At 64.9% G+C, this 21,593-nt stretch carries 20 protein-coding genes; 15 read left to right on the plus strand and 5 right to left on the minus strand.

Translation table 11 applies throughout. The annotated features are described in order from the left end of the window. The 5 genes from A3AC_RS0126120 to upp form a co-directional block, all read right to left on the minus strand. Positions 1-741 carry a nicotinate-nucleotide adenylyltransferase gene (locus A3AC_RS0126120; protein WP_084515584.1) on the minus strand — a complete coding sequence of 247 codons (741 nt, stop codon included), beginning with the start codon at positions 739-741 and terminating at the stop codon, positions 1-3. Positions 742-778: 37 nt separating this feature from the next. After that, the gene (hemF, locus tag A3AC_RS0126125) at positions 779-1,702 is read right to left on the minus strand and encodes an oxygen-dependent coproporphyrinogen oxidase (protein ID WP_025602382.1); all 924 of its coding nucleotides are present in this window, start codon (positions 1,700-1,702) and stop codon (positions 779-781) included. 110 nt (positions 1,703-1,812) lie between these two features. Next, positions 1,813-3,111: a phosphoribosylamine--glycine ligase gene (purD, locus tag A3AC_RS0126130; protein ID WP_025602383.1), complete on the minus strand. Its 1,299-nt coding sequence runs from the start codon at positions 3,109-3,111 to the stop codon at positions 1,813-1,815. A 247-nt stretch (positions 3,112-3,358) separates the two neighbouring features. Beyond that, entirely contained in the window at positions 3,359-4,087 is a 729-nt protein-coding gene (locus A3AC_RS0126135) for a YebC/PmpR family DNA-binding transcriptional regulator (RefSeq protein ID WP_013339911.1), read from the minus strand. A gap of 503 nt (positions 4,088-4,590) precedes the next feature. Beyond that, positions 4,591-5,241: a uracil phosphoribosyltransferase gene (gene upp, locus A3AC_RS0126140; RefSeq protein WP_025602384.1), complete on the minus strand. Its 651-nt coding sequence runs from the start codon at positions 5,239-5,241 to the stop codon at positions 4,591-4,593. Positions 5,242-5,495: 254 nt separating this feature from the next. On the opposite strand from upp, the gene A3AC_RS0126145 reads away from it, so the two are divergent. From A3AC_RS0126145 to A3AC_RS0126215, 15 genes are all read left to right on the plus strand, one after another. Next, positions 5,496-6,275, plus strand: a complete 780-nt coding sequence (locus A3AC_RS0126145) for an SDR family oxidoreductase (RefSeq protein ID WP_025602385.1) — start codon at positions 5,496-5,498, stop codon at positions 6,273-6,275. Between the two features lie 91 nt (positions 6,276-6,366). Beyond that, a complete protein-coding gene (locus A3AC_RS0126150; RefSeq protein ID WP_025602386.1) occupies positions 6,367-6,756 on the plus strand; it encodes a methylglyoxal synthase in 390 nt (129 codons plus the stop codon). A 63-nt stretch (positions 6,757-6,819) separates the two neighbouring features. Beyond that, positions 6,820-7,794 (plus strand): quinone oxidoreductase family protein, encoded by a 975-nt coding sequence (locus A3AC_RS0126155; protein ID WP_025602387.1) that lies wholly within the window; start codon positions 6,820-6,822, stop codon positions 7,792-7,794. 176 nt (positions 7,795-7,970) lie between these two features. After that, the gene (locus A3AC_RS31120) at positions 7,971-8,084 is read left to right on the plus strand and encodes a hypothetical protein (protein ID WP_025602388.1); all 114 of its coding nucleotides are present in this window, start codon (positions 7,971-7,973) and stop codon (positions 8,082-8,084) included. Then, positions 8,081-8,173 (plus strand): K(+)-transporting ATPase subunit F, encoded by a 93-nt coding sequence (gene kdpF / locus A3AC_RS0126165; RefSeq protein WP_025602389.1) that lies wholly within the window; start codon positions 8,081-8,083, stop codon positions 8,171-8,173. The genes A3AC_RS31120 and kdpF overlap by 4 nt, the downstream gene beginning before the upstream one ends. Beyond that, a complete protein-coding gene (kdpA, locus tag A3AC_RS0126170; RefSeq protein ID WP_025602390.1) occupies positions 8,170-9,975 on the plus strand; it encodes a potassium-transporting ATPase subunit KdpA in 1,806 nt (601 codons plus the stop codon). Before kdpF ends, kdpA begins: the two co-directional genes overlap by 4 nt. 103 nt (positions 9,976-10,078) lie before the next feature. Continuing rightward, positions 10,079-12,175 carry a potassium-transporting ATPase subunit KdpB gene (kdpB, locus tag A3AC_RS0126175; protein ID WP_025602391.1) on the plus strand — a complete coding sequence of 699 codons (2,097 nt, stop codon included), beginning with the start codon at positions 10,079-10,081 and terminating at the stop codon, positions 12,173-12,175. Positions 12,176-12,205: 30 nt separating this feature from the next. After that, the gene (kdpC, locus tag A3AC_RS0126180) at positions 12,206-12,784 is read left to right on the plus strand and encodes a potassium-transporting ATPase subunit KdpC (protein ID WP_025602392.1); all 579 of its coding nucleotides are present in this window, start codon (positions 12,206-12,208) and stop codon (positions 12,782-12,784) included. Positions 12,785-12,873: 89 nt separating this feature from the next. Further along, complete coding sequence (locus A3AC_RS0126185) at positions 12,874-15,765, plus strand: sensor histidine kinase (RefSeq protein ID WP_025602393.1); 2,892 nt, start codon at positions 12,874-12,876, stop codon at positions 15,763-15,765. Beyond that, entirely contained in the window at positions 15,758-16,456 is a 699-nt protein-coding gene (gene kdpE / locus A3AC_RS0126190) for a two-component system response regulator KdpE (protein ID WP_025602394.1), read from the plus strand. The genes A3AC_RS0126185 and kdpE overlap by 8 nt, the downstream gene beginning before the upstream one ends. 120 nt (positions 16,457-16,576) lie before the next feature. After that, on the plus strand, positions 16,577-16,897 hold the full coding sequence (sugE, locus tag A3AC_RS0126195) for a quaternary ammonium compound efflux SMR transporter SugE (protein WP_025602395.1): 321 nt from the start codon (positions 16,577-16,579) through the stop codon (positions 16,895-16,897). 286 nt (positions 16,898-17,183) lie between these two features. Continuing rightward, positions 17,184-17,795 carry a DUF4126 domain-containing protein gene (locus tag A3AC_RS0126200; protein WP_025602396.1) on the plus strand — a complete coding sequence of 204 codons (612 nt, stop codon included), beginning with the start codon at positions 17,184-17,186 and terminating at the stop codon, positions 17,793-17,795. Then, entirely contained in the window at positions 17,792-20,374 is a 2,583-nt protein-coding gene (locus tag A3AC_RS0126205; RefSeq protein WP_025602397.1) for an ABC transporter permease, read from the plus strand. Before A3AC_RS0126200 ends, A3AC_RS0126205 begins: the two co-directional genes overlap by 4 nt. 22 nt (positions 20,375-20,396) lie before the next feature. Beyond that, positions 20,397-20,810 (plus strand): group II truncated hemoglobin, encoded by a 414-nt coding sequence (locus A3AC_RS0126210; RefSeq protein WP_025602398.1) that lies wholly within the window; start codon positions 20,397-20,399, stop codon positions 20,808-20,810. Beyond that, positions 20,803-21,495 (plus strand): DUF924 family protein, encoded by a 693-nt coding sequence (locus A3AC_RS0126215; RefSeq protein WP_025602399.1) that lies wholly within the window; start codon positions 20,803-20,805, stop codon positions 21,493-21,495. Before A3AC_RS0126210 ends, A3AC_RS0126215 begins: the two co-directional genes overlap by 8 nt. Positions 21,496-21,593 lie beyond the last annotated feature (98 nt).

Raw genomic sequence — 21,593 nt, forward strand, 5'->3', positions numbered from 1 at the left:
TTACCGGTGGTACAGATGATGTTGAAGGATGTAGTCCCACACCGCGGTGGGGACATGGCTTGCGGCCTCGCCGTGCTGTTCGCCGCCCACATGAGCAAGCCGCTGGCTCACCTGCTCGCGCAGATGCGCGCGAATGTCGGTGGCCGAGACATTGAACGCAAGCGTCGTGTCGATCAGCAAATGGCCGCAAGGTGTGGCTTGCAGAACTTCGGCGCTGGCGCGGCGCGCGTCGATTTCTTTCGCGACCGCGGGCGGAATCGACGCGAGATCGAAACCGGGCCGCGTGGCCGCGCAGATGTGCGCGAGGTCGAACAGGCGCCGCCAGTCGCGCCATGTGTCGAGATGCACGAGTTGATCGGCGCCGATCAGCAAGGCAATCGATACGTCGCTGCCTTCCCGTTCGCGCCAGCGTTGCAGCGTGTCGACCGTGTAGGTCGGGCCTTCGTGCTCGATTTCGTCGGTTGCGACGCGTACCGTGACGCCAGGCACCTTCAGTTCGCTTGCCGCGGCGCGCGTCATCGCCAGCCGATGCACAGCGGGCGACACGTCCGCTTTCTGCCAGGGCTGGCCGGCCGGCAGCAGCACCAGCTCGGTCAGTCGCAGCACGTCGGCGAAACGCCGCGCGAGCGCGAGATGGCCGTCGTGGATGGGGTCGAAGGTGCCGCCGAGCAAACCGATCCGGCGAGGCAATGCAACGGGATGAGCGTTAGGCTTCAGGTGAAGATCCTTTGTCGTAGCCACGTATGAGGCAGTGCGCGGGTCCGGGTGTCCGGAGCGCTCACACCCACTCGCGCGGCACGAGAAAATCGCTGTAAAGGCGCGCCTCAGGCGTGCCCGGTTCGGGCTGCCAGTTGTAGCGCCAGTTCACCACAGGCGGCATCGACATCAGAATCGATTCGGTGCGTCCGCCGCTCTGCAGCCCAAACAGTGTGCCACGGTCGAAGACCAGATTGAACTCGACGTAACGTCCGCGCCGGTAAGCCTGGAAATCGCGCTCGGCCTGGCCGTACGGAATGTTGCGGCGCTTTTCGATGATCGGCAGATACGCCTTGAGGAATCCCTCGCCCACGCTTTTCAGCATCGCGAACGATTGATCGAAGCCCGGCGCCGAGTAATCGTCGAAAAAAATCCCGCCGATGCCGCGCGGCTCGTTCCTGTGCTTGAGGAAGAAGTACTCGTCGCACCAGCGCTTGAAACTCGGGTAGAGGTCGGCGCCATAAGGTTCGAGCGCGTCGCGGCAGGTGCGGTGAAAGTGTTGCGCGTCTTCTTCGTAACCGTAGTAGGGCGTCAGATCCATGCCGCCGCCGAACCAGAACACGGGTTCTTCGCCCGGCTTGGTCGCGATCAGCAGGCGCACGTTCATATGCACGGTCGGGCAGTGCGGATTGTGCGGATGCAGCACGAGCGACACGCCCATCGCTTCGAAGCCGCGCCCGGCCAGTTGCGGACGCGCCGCGCTCGCGGAGCCCGGCAGCGCGTCGCCGGCCACATCCGAAAAACCGATGCCCGCGCGCTCGAAGAAGTTGCCGCCCTCCAGAATGCGGGTGCAGCCGCCGCCGCGCAGCTTTTCGCCGGGCGTGCGCTGCCATGCGTCGGTGGCGAACGGCTTGCCGTCGAAAGCGCCCAGCGTGTCCGCGATATGGGTTTGCAGGCCTTGCAGCCAGGTGCGCACGGCCTGTGCGTCGTAGCTCGAATCGGTCATCAATGCAGGTGCAGAAGGCGGCACGGGTGCCGCAGGTTCGTCGTGAAGCGCCGCCGCGCACCCGCAGTGTAGCGCCGTTGACGCCACGCCCGGGCGCGGCGGCCGGCGTCTCAGTGCTTCCCTTCCGCTCTGGCGTCGTGCTTGCGGGTCAGCGCGCGGTAGCCGATGTCGCGCCGGTACTGCATGCCGTCGAATGAGATCTGGTTGATCGTTTCGTACGCGACCGACTGCGCGCTGCGCACCGAGTCGGCCAGACCCACCACGCACAGCACGCGCCCGCCCGAGGTGACCAGCTTGCCGTCCTTGAGCGTGGTGCCCGCGTGGAAGGTGACCGAATCCACGGTTTCCGCGGGAATGTCGTTGATGCGGTCGCCCTTGCGCGGCGTATCCGGGTAGTTGTACGCGGCGAGCACCACGCCGAGCGCGGTGCGGCGGTCCCACTCCAGTTCCACCGTGTCGAGCGTGCCGGCGATGGCCTGCTCGACCACCTTCGAGTAGTCGCCCTTCAGACGCGCCATGATCGGCTGCGTTTCCGGGTCGCCCATACGGCAGTTGAACTCGAGCGTCTTCGGGTTGCCTTGCGCGTCGATCATCAGGCCGGCGTACAGGAAGCCGGTGTAGCGGATGCCTTCCTTTTCCATGCCGCGCACCGTCGGCAGGATGATCTCGCGCATCACGCGCGCGTGCAGTTGCGGCGTGACGATCGGCGCGGGCGAATACGCGCCCATGCCGCCGGTGTTCGGGCCCTGATCGCCGTCGAGCAGACGCTTGTGGTCCTGGCTCGACGCGAGCGGCAGCACATGCTTGCCGTCCACCATCACGATGAAGCTCGCTTCCTCGCCGGCCAGAAACTCCTCGATCACCACGCGCGCGCCCGCGTCGCCGAGTTTGTTGTCCGAGAGCATCATGTCCACGGCGGCGTGCGCTTCTTCCAGCGTTTGCGCAACCACGACGCCCTTGCCGGCAGCGAGGCCGTCGGCCTTGATGACGATCGGCGCGCCCTTGGCGTTCAGATACGCGTGCGCGGCGGCGACGTCGGCGAAGGTTTCATACTCGGCCGTCGGGATCGCGTGACGCTTCATGAACGCCTTCGCGAAGTCTTTCGAGCTTTCGAGCTGCGCCGCTTCCCTGGTCGGCCCGAAAATCTTCAGCCCGCGCGAGCGGAACAGATTGACGATGCCCGCTGCGAGCGGCGCTTCCGGCCCGACCAGCGTGAAGGCAATCTGTTCTTTCTCGACGAAATCGGCGAGCGCGGCCGGCTCGGTGATGTCGACGTTGCGCAGGCGCTCGTCCTGGGCGGTGCCGCCGTTGCCAGGAGCCACGTAGACGAGCTGGACCCGCGGCGACTGCGCGAGCTTCCATGCGAGCGCATGTTCGCGACCGCCGGAACCGACGACGAGTAACTTCATGTGAATCCCCGAAACTTAGAAACCAAAAACGGCGGCCGCCCTATGCGGCGGCGAGCCGTGCAATAACTGTGAGTCCGCCATGCCGGCCGCCGGGTGAGGCGGGCGCAGCGCACGGCGGGACCGGATGAAGGCAGCGCACAGGCGCCGGCGCCGACGCGCCGGCTCGGCTACGCCCGTTCAGCAGCAACGTTGAAGCGAGCCGGCGGCATGCGCGGCACAAGCGCCGCGCGCGCCGGCAAGCAGTGCTTCATTCGTCGGCGATCGCGGCGTTTGTATAGACTTCCTGCACGTCGTCCAGATTTTCCAGCGCGTCGAGCAGCTTCTGCATTTTTACGGCGTCGTCACCGGTGAACTCGACTTCCGTCTGAGGTTTCATCGTGACCTCGGCCACTTCGGCCTTGAAGCCTGCTGCTTCCAGCGCGGCCTTGACCTTCGGGAAATCGTTCGGCGGACACAGCACTTCAATGCTGCCATCTTCGTTCGTGACCACGTCGTCGGCGCCGGCTTCGAGCGCGGCTTCCATCAGCTTGTCTTCGGGCGTGCCCGGCGCGAACAGGAATTGGCCGACGTGATCGAACATGAACGACACCGAGCCGTCCGTGCCCATATTGCCGCCGTTCTTCGAGAACGCGTGGCGCACTTCCGCCACCGTGCGCGTACGGTTGTCGGTCATGGTGTCGACGATCACCGCCGCACCGCCGATGCCGTAGCCTTCGTAGCGGATTTCCTCGTAGTTCGCGCCGTCCACACCGCCCACGCCGCGCTGGATCGCACGGTTGACGTTGTCTTTGGGCATGTTGGCGTCGTACGCCTTTTCGACGGCGAGCCGCAGACGCGGATTCGAGTCGATGTCGCCGCCGCCCATGCGCGCCGCGACCTGGATTTCCTTGATGAGCCGCGTCCAGACCTTGCCGCGCTTGGCATCGGCCGCTGCCTTCTTATGCTTGATGTTGGCCCATTTCGAATGACCCGCCATACCTTTCTCCGTCGCGCGCGCCAGCGGGGCGCACGCATTGTGCAATTGTCGTTGCGATTTTCCGGGCGCTCGTAAAAGGCGCGCCTCGATGTCAAATTCTTGCCGGTGGTTCTGTCTGACCGCTTTGCGCCGCGTTCGGCTGGCGGCCGCGCCTGTTTTTGCGTCTGCCTGACAAGCCATGGCCGATAAGCATGGCCAATAAGCATGACCAATAAGCGGGGGCCGGCTGCTCGTCACGCGGCACACGCCGCGCGGGCTTTTGCAGCTTTCCCGGTCAGCTCGCGAGGCGCACCGGAATGCCCGCCGCGCCTCGCGTTGCGCGCGAGGCCGTGGTTCGGGCGGATTCGAATTTTATCACGCCGCGGGGCTGCGGCAGTGGCCGGCGTGGCTTGAAACTGCACGAAAAGTGTGCGGAAAGTGTGCTTTTGGGGCGTGAATCCACACACCGCACGGCTGTTTTCCGACGTGAATCCACACACCGCACGGCTGTTTTCCGACAACCCTTAGTTCTTCGTGCCGAACAGGCGGTCGCCCGCGTCGCCAAGACCCGGCACGATGTACGCGTGCTCGTTCAGATGCGAGTCGAGCGACGCGACGTAGAGCTTCACGTCCGGATGCGCGTCCTGGAACACCTGCACGCCCTCGGGCGCGGCAACCAGCGCGAGGAAAAGAATGTTCCCGGCGGCCACGTTGCGGCGCTTGAGCACGTCGACCGCATGCACGGCGGAATAGCCGGTTGCGACCATCGGGTCGCAAAGAATGAACACGCGGTCTTCCAGGTCCGGCAGGCGCACCAGATATTCCACCGGCCGGTGGTCCTCGGCGCGATAGACGCCGATGTGGCCCACGCGCGCCGACGGCACCAGCTCCAGCAAGCCGTCCGACATGCCGATACCCGCGCGCAGCACCGGCACGATGGCGAGCTTCTTGCCTGCGATCACGGGCGCGTCGATTTCGACGAGCGGCGTGTTCAGGCGGCGCGTGGTCATCGGCAGATTGCGGGTGATTTCGTAGCCCATCAGCAGCGTGATCTCGCGCAGCAGTTCGCGGAACGTGCGCGTGGACGTGTCCCGGTCGCGCATGTGCGACAGCTTGTGCTGGATCAGCGGGTGATCGAGGATGAAGAGATTGGGGAAACGGCTGTCCTGAGTCATGGCGGGGGCACAAGCGGCGGGTGAAAGGTCGATCCGGCCGATCCATGTCGGTCCGGAAATCGGTTCGGCGCGCCGCCGGCCGGCCAAACGACCTTGCAACGACCGGGCAAACGCGCCACGCCGCAAGTTTACCGAAAGAGTGCCACCCGAAGATACCGGAGATTGCAGCCACCCGGCGCAGCCCGGCACCGATTCTTTTAGAATCGGCTGTAACTGACAATCATCGGCACGAGGCCAACGAGGAGAACGCATACATGGATATGGGAATCGCGGGGCGCACGGCGCTCGTCTGCGCAGCCAGCAAAGGTTTGGGGCGCGGCTGCGCCGAAGCGCTCGCGGCCGAAGGCGTCAACGTGACGATCGTCGCGCGCACTGCCGGGACGCTCGAGGCGACGGCCGACCACATTCGCCGCCAAAGCGGCGTGGAAGTGAAGACGGTCGCGTGCGACATCACCACGCCGGAAGGCCGTGCCGCGGCGCTGGCGATGTGTCCGCAGCCGGACATCCTCGTCAACAACGCGGGCGGACCGCCGCCGGGCGACTTCCGCAACTTCACGCACGACGACTGGATTCGCGCGCTCGAAAGCAACATGCTCACGCCGATTGAACTGATCCGCGCGACCATCGACTCGATGAGCGCACGCGGCTACGGGCGCATCGTCAACATCACCAGTTCGGCGGTGAAGGCGCCTATCGACGTGCTCGGCCTCTCCAACGGCGCGCGTTCGGGACTGACTGGCTTTGTCGCGGGCCTCGCGCGCAAGGTGGCGCCCACCGGCGTCACGATCAACAATCTGCTGCCGGGCATGTTCGACACGGACCGGATCGCCGTGACCATGGCGGCCACGGCGAAGTCGCATGGCATTTCCGTCGACGAAGCGCGCCAACGGCGCATGAAGTCAATTCCCGCAGGCCGTTTTGGCACGCCCGACGAATTCGGCCGCGCCTGTGCCTTCTTGTGCAGCCTGCATGCGGGCTACATCACAGGCCAGAACTGGTTGATCGACGGCGGCGCGTATCCCGGCACTTTCTAGTGCGCCTTCGTGCGTCGTCCCAGCACCCAGCGCAGTAGTTCAAGCAGCATTACAACAACGACAATCACAACGGTTTGAGGAGTCTTACGTCATGACTACCCGCATTGCGCTGATCGCGCACGATCACAAGAAGGACGACATCGTCCGCCTCGCCGGCGAATACGTCGACACGCTGCGGCGCTGCGACATCATCGCGACCGGCACGACGGGCGGGCGCATCAGCGACGCGCATGGCCTGCAGGTGGAGCGCATGCTGTCGGGTCCGCATGGTGGCGACCTGCAGATCGGCGCGCAACTCGCAGAAGGCCGCGTGGACATGGTGATCTTTCTGCGCGATCCGATGACACCGCAACCGCACGAGCCGGACATCAATGCGCTGGTGCGCGCGTGCGACGTGCACAACATTCCGTGCGCGACCAACATTTCGACGGCACGCATGGTTCTCGACGTGCTCACGCTGCGTCTCACGCAACAGGTCTGACGCCGCATGGGCCGGGTACATTGGCAAGACAATCAGCCCGCATTCGCCATCAAGGAGACGTGAATGGTCAAAGCAATCCGATTCGATAAAACAGGCGGCCCAGAAGTGATGAAATGGGTCGACGTCGAGGTGGGTGAGCCCGCAGCGGGCGAAATCCGCATCCGTCAGACGGCGGTCGGGCTCAACTATATCGACGTGTACTTCCGCACGGGCCTGTATCCACTGCCTTTGCCGGGCGGCCTCGGCATGGAAGCCGCGGGTGAAGTGACGGCGGTCGGCGCGGGCGTGAGCGATCTGAAAGCGGGCGACCGCGTCGCTTACGTCGCGCGGCCGCCGGGCGCGTATGCGCAGGAGCGCGTGCTGCCGGCCGCGCAGGTCATCAAGCTGCCGGACGCGATCAGCAACGAGCAGGCCGCCTCGGTGATGCTGCAAGGGCTCACCGCGCAATATCTGCTGCGCCGCACGTATCCGGTGAAAGCCGGCGACACCATCCTGATTCAGGCCGCGGCGGGCGGCGTCGGCCTGCTGGTGTGCCAGTGGGCGAAGGCGCTCGGCGCGACGGTGATCGGCACAGTCGGCTCGGACGAGAAAGCGGAAATTGCCAGGGCGCACGGCTGCGATCACGCCATCGTCTACACGCGCGAGAACTTCACGAAGCGCGTGCGCGAGATCACCAACGGCGCGGGCGTGCCGGTGGTGTACGACTCCATCGGCAAGGACACGTTTGCCGGCTCGCTGGATTGCCTCGCGCCGCTTGGCATGTTCGTGAGCTTCGGCAATGCGTCGGGGCCGCTGCCGCCCATCGACTCGTCGGAATTCGCCGGACGCGGCTCGCTGTTCTTCACGCGCCCCACGTTGTTTACGTATATGGGCAAACGCAGCGATTATGAGGCGATGGCCGCCGATCTCTTCGACGTGCTGGTCTCCGGCAAGGTGAAGACGAGCATCAATCAGCGCTACGCGCTTGCCGACGTCGCACAGGCGCATGCGGACCTGGAGGCCCGTAGGACCACGGGGTCGACGATTCTGCTGCCGTAGTCTTCTCACGCTTTTATTGCCGACCGAAGGGCCGCTCCATCTCGCGATGGAGCGGCCCTTTCCTTTATCTCCTCTGTTTACGCGATCTTTACGCGGCCTGCCCGAGCTTTGATCAGGTCTTTACGCGCCTGCGCCTATCGTTGCACCTATCCGGAATCCGTAATTGGAGAACAAAAATGGATGTGGTGTATGTCGGCGCCATTGCGCTTTTTTCCGCGCTGACCTTTGCAATGATTGCCGGCTGCGAGAAGCTGCTGCTGTCCCGGCGCGGTCAGGGAGCGCGCTCATGAACTGGATCTTGTGGATGTCCGGCGCGGCTACCGCGCTCCTGTTCGCGTACCTGGTTTACGCGCTGTTGCGCGCGGAGGACATTGAATGAACTCTAACAACGTCCTGCAGGCCGGGCTTTTCATTGTCGTATTGCTGGTCGCCGCGGTGCCCCTATCGCGCTATCTCGGCGGCGTGATGGACGGCACTTCGCGCGTGCTTCGCATCGGTGGACCGATCGAGCGCCTTTTGTACCGCATCGCCGGCGTCGATCCATCGACGGAAATGAACTGGAAGCACTACGCGATCGCCACGATTGCGTTCAACACACTGGGTGTCGTCTTTCTTTATCTGCTATTGCGCGTGCAAGGCTGGCTGCCCGGCAATCCGCAACAATTGGGCGCCATGACTGTCGACGGCGCATTCAACACGGCAGTCAGCTTCGTGACCAACACGAACTGGCAGGACTACACGCCTGAACAGACGGTGGGTTATCTCACGCAGATGCTCGGCTTCACCGTGCAGAACTTTTTCTCGGCGGCCACCGGGATCGTCGTGGTCATCGCGCTGATTCGCGGCTTCGCGCGCCATACCGCGCAGACCATCGGCAACTTCTGGGTCGACCTTACGCGGGTCACACTGTACATATTGCTGCCGATGTCGGTCATCGTCGCGGCGGTGCTGATGAGCCAGGGCGTGATCCAGAACTTCAAGGCCTATCAGGAAGTGCCGACCTTGCAGACCACGAGCTACGCCGCCCCGAAGCTCGACGCGCAAGGCAATCCGTTGAAGGATGCGAAGGGCAATCCGGTCACCGTCGACACGCCGGTTAAGACGCAGACCATTGCAATGGGCCCGGTCGCATCGCAGGAAGCGATCAAGATGCTCGGCACCAACGGCGGCGGCTTTTTCAACGGCAACTCGGCGCATCCGTATGAGAACCCGACGCCGTTCGCGAACTTCGTTCAGATCTTTTCCATCCTGATCATTCCGGCCGCGCTCGCGCTGGTGTTCGGCCGCATGATCGCGGATCGCAAGCAGGGCGTCGCGGTGCTCGCCGCGATGACGATTGCGTTCGGCGTCTGCGTGTTCGGCGAGATCCATGCGGAGCAAAGCGGCAATCCGGCGTTCGCCGCGTTGCACGTCGATCAGTCGGCGAACGCCATGCAATCGGGCGGCAACGCGGAAGGCAAGGAAACGCGCTTCGGCATTGCCCAGTCGGGCATCTTCACGGTCGCGACGACGGCGGCTTCGTGCGGCGCGGTCGCGAATACGCATGATTCGCTGACGCCGATCGGCGGCCTCTATCCGATGCTGCTCATGCAACTCGGCGAAGTGATCTTCGGCGGTGTCGGTTCGGGCATGTACGGCATGCTCGTATTCGCGCTGCTCGCGGTGTTCGTGGCGGGTCTGATGATCGGCCGCACGCCCGAATACGTCGGCAAGAAGATCGAAGCGTACGAGATGAAGATGGTGTCCATCGTCGTGCTTCTCACGCCGCTGCTCGTGCTCGTGGGAGCGTCCATCGCGGTGCTGAGCGCCGCGGGCAAGGCGGGGATCCTCAATCCGGGCGCGCACGGCTTTTCCGAAATTCTCTATGCGTTCAGCTCAGCTGCCAACAACAACGGCAGTGCGTTCGCAGGGCTCACCGTAAGCACGCCGTTCTACAACTGGCTTACCGCGATCGCAATGTGGTTCGGCCGCTTCGGCACCATCGTTCCCGTGCTCGCGATAGCGGGTTCGCTCGCGGGCAAAAAGCGTATCGGCGTGACGGGTGGAACGTTGCCGACGCACGGACCGCTCTTCGTCGTGCTGCTGCTCGGCACGGTGTTGCTGGTCGGCGCGCTCACTTATGTGCCTGCGCTTGCGCTCGGCCCAGGCGTCGAACATCTGATGATGATGGGCGCTCATTGACGGGGCTCTGTGCGCACTCAAGAGTCGATACGCGCACTAGCGCACAGGGTGGCAGTGCACGTATCGGCGCGCATCAGCAAGCAAAGCGAATTTCGAGGATTCAATGACTGAACATAATGCAACGCGGTCCATGTTCGATCCGGCGCTCGTGCGCCCGGCGATCGTGGACTCCTTCAAGAAGCTCACGCCACGCACGCAGTTCCGCAATCCGGTGATGTTTTGCGTGTACGTCGGCAGTATTCTGACGACGGTTTTGTGGATAGCGGCGCTCGGCGGCCAGGCGGAGGCGCCCGCAGGTTTCATCCTCGCCGTCACGCTGTGGCTGTGGTTCACGGTGCTGTTCGCGAACTTCGCGGAAGCGCTCGCGGAAGGCCGCTCCAAAGCACAGGCGGCGTCACTGCGCAGCGCGAAGAAAGACGTGATGGCGAAGAAGCTCAACGAGCCGCATCCGAAGTCGCCGATCCGCATTCTCACGGCTTCGGACTTGCGCAAGGGCGACGTGGTGCTGGTCGAAACCGGTGACGTGATACCGGCCGACGGTGAAGTAGTCGACGGCGTTGCGTCCGTCGACGAATCGGCGATTACCGGCGAATCCGCGCCGGTGATTCGCGAGTCGGGCGGCGACTTTTCGTCGGTGACGGGCGGAACGCGCGTGCTGTCCGACTGGATCGTCGTGCGCGTCACGGCGAATCCCGGCGAAGCGTTTCTCGACCGCATGATCGCGATGGTCGAAGGCGCAAAGCGCCAGAAGACACCGAACGAGATCGCACTAACCATTCTGCTCGTCGCGTTGACTATCGTCATGCTGCTGGCCACTGCAACACTGCTGCCGTTTTCGATGTTCTCCGTCGAAGCGGCGAAAGCAGGAAACGTGGTGACGATCACCGCATTGGTCGCATTGCTCGTATGCCTGATTCCGACCACCATCGGCGGATTGTTGTCGGCAATCGGCGTGGCCGGCATGAGCCGCATGATGCAGGCGAACGTCATTGCAACATCCGGCCGTGCGGTGGAGGCGGCGGGCGACGTCGACGTGCTGCTGCTCGACAAGACCGGCACGATCACGCTCGGCAATCGCCAGGCGTCGCAGTTCATTCCGGCGCCCGGTCTTGCCGAAGAAGCGCTCGCGGACGCGGCCCAGCTTTCATCGCTCGCCGACGAAACGCCCGAAGGCCGCAGCATCGTCGTGCTCGCGAAGCAGCGCTTCAATATTCGCCAACGCGATATGGCTTCGCTGCACGCGGTGTTTCTCGCGTTCACCGCGCAAACGCGGATGAGCGGCGTCGATCTGCCCAACCGCGAAATCCGCAAGGGCGCGGCTGACGCCGTGAAGCACTACGTCGAAGCAAACGGCGGCCGCTTTCCGGTTGAAGTCAGCAATGCCGTGGCCGAGGTCGCGCGGCGCGGCAGCACACCGCTCGTGGTTGCCGAAAAGGTCGCCGGAAATGGCGCGATGGGCGCGCGCGTGCTCGGCGTGATCGAGCTGAAGGACGTCGTGAAGGGCGGCATCAAGGAGCGCTTCGCCGAGCTGCGCAAAATGGGCATCAAGACGGTGATGGTGACGGGCGACAACCGCTTGACCGCGGCGGCGATCGCTGCGGAAGCGGGTGTCGACGACTTCCTCGCCGAAGCCACACCCGAAGCGAAGCTCGCCACAATCCGCGCGCACCAGGCCGAGGGCCGTCTCGTGGCCATGACCGGCGACGGCACCAACGACGCTCCCGCGCTCGCGCAGGCCGACGTCGCGGTGGCGATGAACACCGGCACGCAGGCCGCGAAAGAAGCGGGCAACATGGTCGACCTCGATTCGAATCCCACCAAGCTCATCGAGATCGTCGAAATCGGCAAGCAGATGTTGATGACGCGCGGCTCGCTCACCACGTTCTCGATTGCGAACGACGTTGCCAAGTACTTCGCGATCATTCCGGCCGCGTTCGCCACCACCTATCCGGCGCTCAACGCGCTGAACGTGATGCATCTGGCCACGCCCGCCTCCGCGATCATGTCGGCGGTGATCTTTAACGCGCTGATCATCGTGCTGCTGATCCCGCTCGCGCTCAAAGGTGTGCGCTATCGCGCGCTCGGCGCGGCGATCCTGCTGCGGCGCAATCTGCTGGTGTACGGCCTGGGCGGAATCGTGGTGCCGTTCATCGGCATCAAGTTGATCGATATGGTGCTGGCCGCGTTCGGCTGGGTTTGAGACACCGCGACTTACGAGGAATAAATCATCATGAAGAATCTGTTGCGTCCGTTGATCGTGATTTTCGCGGTGCTGAGCGCCGTGACCGGTCTGGCTTATCCGGCGGTGATGACCGCGGTCGGCCAGACGGTGTTTCGGCAAGAGGCCAATGGCAGCCTGATCGAGCAGGACGGCAAGGTGGTCGGCTCAAAACTGATCGGCCAGCAGTTCGACGCGCCCCAGTATTTCTGGGGACGTCTTTCGGCAACCGCTCCAATGCCGTACAACCCGCAGGCTTCCGGCGGCTCGAACCTGGGGCCGACCAATCCCGCGCTGCTCGATGAAATGAAAGGCCGCATCGACGCATTGAAAGCCGCGGGCACCGATATGTCCAAGCCGGTGCCGGTCGACCTCGTGACGTCGTCGGGGAGCGGTCTCGATCCTGAGATCACCCCGGCCGCTGCCGCTTACCAGATCGCGCGGGTCGCAAAGGCGCGCGGGCTTCCGGCGAACGAGGTGCAAGCGCTGGTTGACCGCTACACGACTGGCCGTCAGTTCGGCGTTCTGGGCGAGCCGCGTGTAAACGTGCTGGAACTGAACCTCGCACTCGACGAGATGAAGCGTGGTTGAGCGTGAACTTGTCATGGGCGATTTGCGGCCGAACCGCCGTCGTGCCACCATGCGTACACCGCCGCTCGCGATGATGAATCCACCCAGGCATGAACCGCCCCGATCCTGACGAACTCCTGGACAAACTGCAGCGTGACGAAGAAAAACGTCAGCGGGGCAAACTGAAGATTTTTTTCGGCGCGTCGGCGGGCGTCGGCAAGACGTATGCGATGTTGCAGGCGGCGCGCCGCCGTCACGACGAAGGTGTCGAGGTGGCGGTGGGCGTCGCGGAAACGCATGGGCGCAGCGAAACCGCTGCGCTGCTCGAGGGCCTGGACGTGCTGCCGCTTGCGCACATCGAATATCGCGGCCGCAAGCTGGCGGAGTTCGATCTCGATGCGGCGCTCGCCCGCAAGCCGCAACTGATTCTCGTCGACGAACTCGCGCATTCCAACGTGCAAGGCGCGCGGCATCTGAAGCGCTGGCAGGACGTCTATGAACTGCTCGATGCCGGAATCGACGTCTATACGACGGTCAATGTTCAGCACCTCGAAAGCCTGAACGACGTGGTAGGACAGATCACCGGCATCCGCGTGTGGGAGACAGTGCCCGACCGCGTGTTCGATCGCGCCGACGAAGTCACGCTCGTCGATCTGCCCGCGGAGGAACTGCTCGACCGCATGCGCGACGGCAAGGTGTACATGCCGCAGCAGGCCGAGCGCGCGGTGCGCAATTTCTTTCGCAAGGGCAATCTGATCGCGCTGCGCGAGCTCGCCTTGCGCCGTACCGCGGACCGTGTGGACGCGCAAATGCGCGAGTATCGCGCTGACCGGTCAATCGAACGAATCTGGCGGGCGCGCGAACGCCTGCTGGTGTGCGTCGGTCCCGGTCCCGAAGCGCCGATGCTGGTGCGCGCGGCGGCGCGTCTAGCCGCCAGTCTGAAAGCCGACTGGATCGCCGTGTATGTGGAAACGCCCGCCTTGCAGCGTTTGCCCGACGCGCGCCGCGAACGCACGCTCAACGCGCTGAAGCTCGCCGCCGAGCTGGGCGCTGAAACGGCGACGCTCGCCGGCGCCGACGCGGCTCTCGCACTGACCGGTTACGCGCAGGCTCGCAATGTGTCGAAGCTGGTGGCGGGCGCATCGACGCGCACGGGTTTCATGCGCTGGCTGCGCCGGCCGCTTGGCGAGCGCCTCGCTGAGCAGGGAAGTCATGCCGACATCACACTGATTCGCACATCGGCCGAAAGCGGCAATGGCGAGCAGCGCCGCCTGCTCAATACCACCGCGAATGCGTGGCGCGACGCGTTGAGCGCCGCCCGCGAGCGCCGCTCGCCGCCGCGCGCATACGGACTGGCGCTTGCCATCTGCGCGGGCATTACCGCGGTGGCGAGCCAACTGATCGATCGCATCGACCTGACGAACCTCGTCATGCTGTATCTGCTCGGCGTGATCTTCGCGGCGGTGAGGTTGGGGCGTGGGCCGGGCGTGCTGCTGTCGTTCATGAGCGTCGCCGCGTTCGACTTTTTCTTCGTGCCGCCGCGTTTGTCATTGTCGGTGTCGGATACGCAGTATCTGCTGACGTTCTTCGGCATGTTGCTGACCTCGCTCGTCATCAGCCATCTGACGTCGAGCCTGCGGCGCGAGGCGCGCGTCGCGCGGCGCCGCGAGCAGCGCACCGGCGCGATGTATGCGATGGCGCGCGAACTCGCGGCGGCTTTGACCAGCGAGCAGATCGTTGGCATAGGCAGCCGCCACGTGAGCGAGGTGTTCGGCGCACGTGTTGCTGTCCTGTTGCCGGACAGCGCCGACCGGGTGAAGCAGAAAATCGAGGACCCCGATGCGGCGATCACGCTCGAAGGCGAATTGCTCGATACCGATGTCGGCCAGTGGGTCTACGATCATCAGAAGCCGGCCGGGCATGGCACCGACACGCTGCCGGCGGCCGCCGCGCTGTATCTGCCGCTCAAGGCGCCGATGCGCACGCGCGGCGTGCTCGCCGTGGTTGCGCGCGACGAACAGGAGCTGAACGTGCCCGAGCAGCAACGCATGCTCGACGCATTCGCCGCGCAGATCGCACTGGCGCTGGAACGCGTGCATTACGTGGACATCGCGCGTGATGCGCTCGTCAATATGGAATCCGAACGATTGCGCAACTCGCTGCTGTCCGCGATCTCGCACGATCTGCGCACGCCGCTTACGACGATCGTCGGCTTTTCGTCGATGCTTGCACAAACGCGCGAGCATGGCGGCGACGCGCAGCGCGACGATGAACTGGTGGGCGCGATCCATGAAGAAGCGCTCCGCATGACCGCCATCGTGACGAATCTGCTCGACATGGCGCGCCTGCAGGCCGGCAGCCTGCAACTGAACAGGCAGTGGACGCTGCTCGAGGAAACCGTGGGCGCCGCGCTGCGCGCATGCAAGCGTGTGCTCAGCGGGCATCCCGTCAAGGTCGATCTCGCTCAGGATTTGCCGTTGCTGCATCTCGACGCCGTGCTGATGGAGCGGCTCTTCGCGAACCTCTTCGAGAACGCGGCGAAATACACTGCACAGGGGACACTCCTGACGATCGGCGCGCAACGTTTGGAGGCGGACGGCAAGTCGTTCGCGCGCGTCACAATCGACGATAATGGGCCGGGTCTGCCCGCCGGCATGGAAACGCGCGTGTTCGAGAAGTTCACGCGCGGCGAGAAGGAGTCGGCGAAGCCCGGCATCGGTCTCGGCCTCGCGATCTGCCGCGCGATCGTGGAAGCGCATGGCGGCAGCATCGGCGCGCTCAATCGCATGTCGGCAGGGGCTGCGGGATCCGCAGGGCAGGCCGACAACCGCGTCGAAGGCGCGCGTTTCTGGTTTACGCTGCCGGTGGAAACGCCGCCCGACATGTCCGAAGCGCCCGATGCGCTGGATGACGAAACCTCCGGCGTCCCTGCTTCAAACACGCTTTCAGATCCGCTTTCCAACACGCTTTCAAACGCGCTTGCCAAGCCAGCCCATGAGTGACCCGAGCATCACCGTCGTTCTTATCGAAGACGAAAAGCAGATCCGCCGTTTCGTGCGCGCGGCGCTGGAAGGCGAGGGCATCGTCGTGCACGACGCCGAGACCGGCAAGCAGGGTCTCGTGGAGGCCGCAACGCGCAAGCCCGACCTCGTGATCGTCGATCTTGGCCTGCCCGACACCGACGGGCTCGACGTGATCCGCGAATTGCGCGGCTGGAGCGAATTACCGGTGATCGTGCTGTCGGCGCGCACCCAGGAAAGCGAAAAGGTAGCGGCGCTAGATGCCGGCGCCGACGATTACCTGACGAAGCCGTTCGGCGTGTCGGAACTGCTCGCGCGGATTCGCGCGCATCTGCGGCGGCGCAATCAGGGTGGCGCGAACGAAATGCCGCAGGTGCGCTTCGGCGCGGTCAGTGTCGATCTCGCGTTGCGGCAGGTCACGCGCGAAGGCGCGGCGGTTCATCTGACGCCAATCGAATACCGGCTCCTCGCGACGCTGGTGCGCCATGCCGGCCGCGTGCTTACGCACCGGCAACTGCTGCGCGACGTGTGGGGGCCGTCGCACGTGGAGAGTCATCACTATCTGCGCATCTACATGGCGCATCTACGCGGCAAGCTCGAGCGTGATCCGGCGCAGCCCGAGCACATCGTCACGGAGACGGGCGTGGGCTATCGGCTCGTCGGCGTCGCCTGAGCATCGCGGCGCGCGCCGCCCCGGCACAATCGCGGCGGTGCCGTTATACTTACGGATCGTAAGGACGACCTTGCGCTATTCACAAACGGGGACGGCCCCATCTGATCATGGAGCTGTTTCATGTCCTGGATTCTTCTGTTCATCGCCGGTCTGCTCGAAGTCGCCTGGGCGGCTGGTCTCAAGAGTTCCGAAGGTTTCACTCGCCTGTGGCCTTCTGTTTTCACCTTGATTACGGCAACCGGCAGCTTCATTCTGCTTGCCATGGCAATGCGGCAGTTGCCGCTCGGCACTGCGTACGCGGTGTGGACTGGCATCGGCGCGGTCGGCGCTTTTGTGTTCGGCATCGTCATGATGGGCGAAGCGCTGACGCTCGCGCGCGTGGCGAGCGCGGCGCTGATCGTCGTCGGACTGATCGGGCTCAAGCTGTCGTCCGGACACTGAGCCCGCTGCTTGAAGCCTGCCTGAAGCCTGCCTGAAGCCCGCTGCCTCAGCATGCACCTGCACCGGTCGCAACCGGCGCGGCCCGTGTCGCCTGGCCCGCCATTTTGCGAACCACTCTGCGGTCTGCGAATTAACGTGGCTATAATGGGATGGAAACCAACCTGAAATTGCCCGCGGCCTGCTCGGCGCGGCCGGCTTGGCGCGGGTCTGACGACTTCGGTGTGGCGGCTCATCGCTGATTGGCCTCCCGGAGCGCCCGGCACGCGCAGCGAGCCTGGAGGCGGCCATGCTTGAATCACTTTCGCTTGCTGCGGGGCTCTCATGGGGCAGCGGCCTGCGCCTCTACCTGACGGTCCTGCTGGCCGGCGTATTCGAGCGCCTCGGCCTGATTCATCTTCCCGATACCTTGTCCGCGCTGTCTTCGCCGTGGGTGATCGGCGTGGCAGGCGTGCTGACCGTGACTGAATTTGTCGCTGACAAGATTCCCGCGTTCGATTCGCTGTGGGACGCGATCCACACCTTCATCCGCATTCCGGCCGGCGCGATGCTCGCGGCCGGCGCGTTGGGCCACGCCGATCCGGCGCTGCTGACGGTTGCCGCGCTCGCGGGCGGCACGCTGGCGGGCACCGCGCATCTCACGAAAGCGGGCACGCGTGCGCTGATCAATCTGTCGCCGGAACCGGTGTCGAATGTGGTGACTTCGACCGCTGAAGACGGTTTCGTGTTCGGCGGCATCCTGCTCGCGCTGTTTGTGCCGCTGCTGTTTCTGGTGCTGATCGTGGGCTTTCTCGTGCTCGCCGGCTGGGTCTTGCCGCGCTTGTGGCGCGGCGTGCAGGGCGGCTTTCGCGGCATGGCGACGCACATGGTGTCGCGCCTCGCGAGGAGCCGGCACGATTGAGCGATACGGTTCGACGTTCCTCGGCGCGGGTCGCCATACCGGCGGCGCGCCGCTTTAGCCGCGGCGATCTGTTGCGCCAGGCGCTGCGCATGACGGCGCGCGACTGGCGCGCCGGCGAACTCACCATGCTGCTGCTCGCGCTCGTGCTTGCGGTGGCGGCGCTTTCGAGCGTCGGTTTTCTCGCCGACCGTTTGCATCAGGGGCTCGAGCGCGACGCAAGGCGCATGATCGCCGCCGACTTCATCGTGCGCGCCGATCATCCGGTAGATGCGCAGTTCGCGCGCGAGGCCGCGGCGCTCGGCTTGAACACCGCGACCACAGCCATCTTTCCCAGCATGATCAACTCGACCGGCGCGCAGCCGGTGTCGCGGCTTGCCGCGATCAAGGCTGTGTCGCCTGGTTATCCGTTGCGCGGCGCGCTGCGCATCGCGGACAGGGTAGGCGCAGCGGATCGCCCCGCGCAATCCATTCCGGAGCCGGGCACCGTGTGGGTCGATCAGCAACTGCTCGACGCGCTGAAGGTACGCGTCGGCGATACGGTGAAGGTTGGCAACCGCCGCTTCACGATCGGCGCGATGATCACGCGCGAGCTGGACCGCGGCTTCTCGTTCGTCAACTTTTCGCCCCGCCTGATGATGCGCGCCGACGAAGTGCAGTCCACCGGCCTCATTACGTTCGGCAGCCGCGTGACTTACCGGCTGCTGGTGGCGGGCGCGGATGCGTCGGTGGCGCGCTTCGCGCAGTTCGCGCACGGCAAGGTGGATGGCGGCAAAATGCGCGGCGTCGCGCTCGAATCGTTGCAGGACGGCCAGCCTCAGGTGCGGCAGACGCTCGACCGTGCGAGTCATTTCCTGACGCTCGTGTCGCTGCTGACCGCGCTGCTCGCGGCGGTTGCGATCGCCATGGCCGCGCATCGGTATATGCGCCGGCATCTGGACGGCTGCGCGGCAATGCGCTGTCTCGGCGTCAGTCAGGCCACGCTGCGCGCACTGTTCACCCTCGAATTCGTCGGCGTGGGCGTCGCGGGCGGCGCGCTCGGCGTGGCGCTGGGCTTTCTCGGCCACCTCGCGTTGCTCACCTGGCTCGGCAGTCTGATCGATGTCGAACTACCCTATCCGACAGTATGGCCCGCGCTCCAGGGGATTGCCGCGGGTCTCGTGCTGCTGCTGGGTTTCGCGTTGCCGCCGCTGTTGCCGCTCACGCGTGTGCCGCCGGTGCGTGTGCTGCGCCGCGAGTGGGGCGAAGCAGGGCGCACCGCGTGGGCCGCGTACGGGCTCGGCATCGTGTTGTTCGCCGCGCTGCTGATCGTCGCGGCGGGCGAACTGAAGCTGGGCGGCATTGTTGCCGGCGGTTTCGCGGGCGGTCTGCTGGTGTTCGCGTGCATCGCGCGGCTCGCGCTGTGGGCGGCGGCGCGCGTGGTGCGCAGCGAGCGCGTGAATGCGGGAATCGGCTGGCGCTACGCGCTTGCGTCGCTGGAGAGGCGCAGCAGCGCGAGCGCGTTGCAGATCACCGCGCTCGGCATCGGCCTGATGTGTCTGCTGTTGATCGCGATGACGCGCAACGATCTTGTCGCCGGCTGGCGTAAATCGACGCCGCCCGATGCGCCGAACGAATTTATCATCGACATTCAGCCGGATCAGCGCGAAGCGGTCACGCATTATCTCGACACACACGGCGTGCCGGGCACGGTGCTTTCGCCGATGGTGCGCGGCCGGCTCACCGCGATCAACGACAAGGCCGTCAATCCAGATTCGTTCAAGGGCGACGACGCGAGACGGCTAGTCGACCGCGAATTCAATCTGTCGTACACGACGCAGTTGCCGGACGACAATCGCATTTCCGCCGGCACTTGGTACGGCGACACGAAGACTCCGCAGATTTCAATTGAAGAAGGGCTCGCGAAGCTGATCAACGTGAAGCCCGGCGACGTGCTGCGTTTCGACGTCACCGGCTTGCAGATCGACGCGCCGGTCACGAGCGTGCGCAAGCTCGACTGGGGTTCGTTCAAGGTCAACTTCTTCGTGCTGATGCCGCCCGCCTCGCTGCAGGATTTCCCGGCCACCTTCATCACCAGTTTCCATTTGCCGCCGGAAAAGCGCGCGACCATCGACGGTCTGATTGCCGCCTATCCGAACCTCACGGCGATCGACACCGGTCCGATTCTCGCGCAGGTGCAGCGCGTGCTGCAGCAGGTGATCGGCGCCGTGCAGTTTCTGTTCGCGTTCACGCTCGCGGCGGGCGTGCTCGTGCTGTACGCGGCGCTCGCCGGCACGCGCGACGAGCGTATGCGAGAATCCGCGCTGCTGCGCGCGCTGGGCGCGTCGCATGGCCAGGTGCGCACGGTGCAGGTCGCAGAGTTTGTCGCGGTCGGTGCGCTCGCCGGATTGATGGCCGCGGCCGGCGCGCAGGTTATCGGCTGGGTGCTCGCGACTCGCGTGTTCCAGTTCTATCTGGACTTCAACCCGTGGCTGCTGCCGGCCGGCGTCGCGGCCGGGATTGCCTGCGCGGCTGTCGGCGGCTGGCTGAGTTTGCGGCATGTGTTGTCGCGTCCCGCGTTGCAGTCGCTGCGGGAGGCCTGATTATTTCTGTTGACGAGTGGTTATGAGTGAGATCGACAACGAAGTGTCCGCGGCGCAGCCGACGGCCTTCGAACTGGTGGGCGGTGAAGCGCGCGTGCGCGAACTCGTCGACCGTTTTTACGACCTGATGGATCTCGAAGCCGAGTTCGCCGGCATTCGCGCGTTGCATCCCGAGTCGATGGACGGTTCGCGCGACAAGCTGTTCTGGTTTCTGTGCGGGTGGCTGGGCGGCCCGGATCACTACATCAGCCGCTTTGGGCATCCGCGCTTGCGGGCGCGGCATTTGCCGTTCGCGATCGCATCGAGCGAGCGTGACCAGTGGCTGCGCTGCATGGCCTGGGCGATGCAAGACATAGGACTCGATGAGCCGCTCAGGGAACGCCTGCTGGGTTCGTTCTTCGAAACGGCCGACTGGATGCGCAACCGCAATGGCTGATGCAGAAGGCGCGGTGCCGGATGGGGCGCCGGTAGACCGCCCGCCGGTAGACGACACCGCTTACAGCGCGCTCGCGCCGCAAGCGCGCGAGGTGCTCGACTGCTGGTTCGGCTCCCCGGATGCGCCGGGCTTCGGTCAGGCGCGCAAGCTGTGGTTTTCCGTCGATGAATCGTTCGACGCGATGCTGCGCGAACGTTTCGGAAACCTGATCGATGCCGCGCGCGATTCGCGCCTCGACAGTTGGGCGGCCACGCCGCTCGGTGCGTTGGCGCTCGTGATCGTGCTCGATCAGTTTTCGCGCAACTGCCATCGCGATACGGCGCGCGCATTCGCGGCAGATCGCAAAGCGCTGCAGATCGCGCAGCAGATGGTGGCGAGCGGTGCGGATCGCTGCTTGCCTGGCGTGCATCATCGCGCGTTCGCCTATCTGCCGTTCGAACACGACGAAGCGCCGGCGAGCCAGCAGGAATCGCTGCGCCTTTTCAAGGCGCTCGCCGATGAGCCGGGCGGCGAGTCCTATTATCCGTTCGCCGTGCGGCACGCCGAGATCGTCGCGCGTTTCGGACGCTTTCCGCATCGCAACGCGGTGCTCGGGCGGCAGTCGACGGCCGAGGAAACCGCTTTCTTGCGCGAGCCGGGCTCGTCGTTCCAGTCGCGGACGAAGAAGCGGGCGCGCAGCGGTTAGGAGGCCGCGTTGGCTTGTTTCAAGAGCTGCGCCGAGTACTTCATGCGCTGCGCTACCGGGTTATCCCCCTGGCGTTACTTGAACAGGCACCGGGCGGC

It is taken from the genome of Burkholderia sp. WSM2230, assembly GCF_000472445.1.
GTDB lineage: Bacteria > Pseudomonadota > Gammaproteobacteria > Burkholderiales > Burkholderiaceae > Paraburkholderia.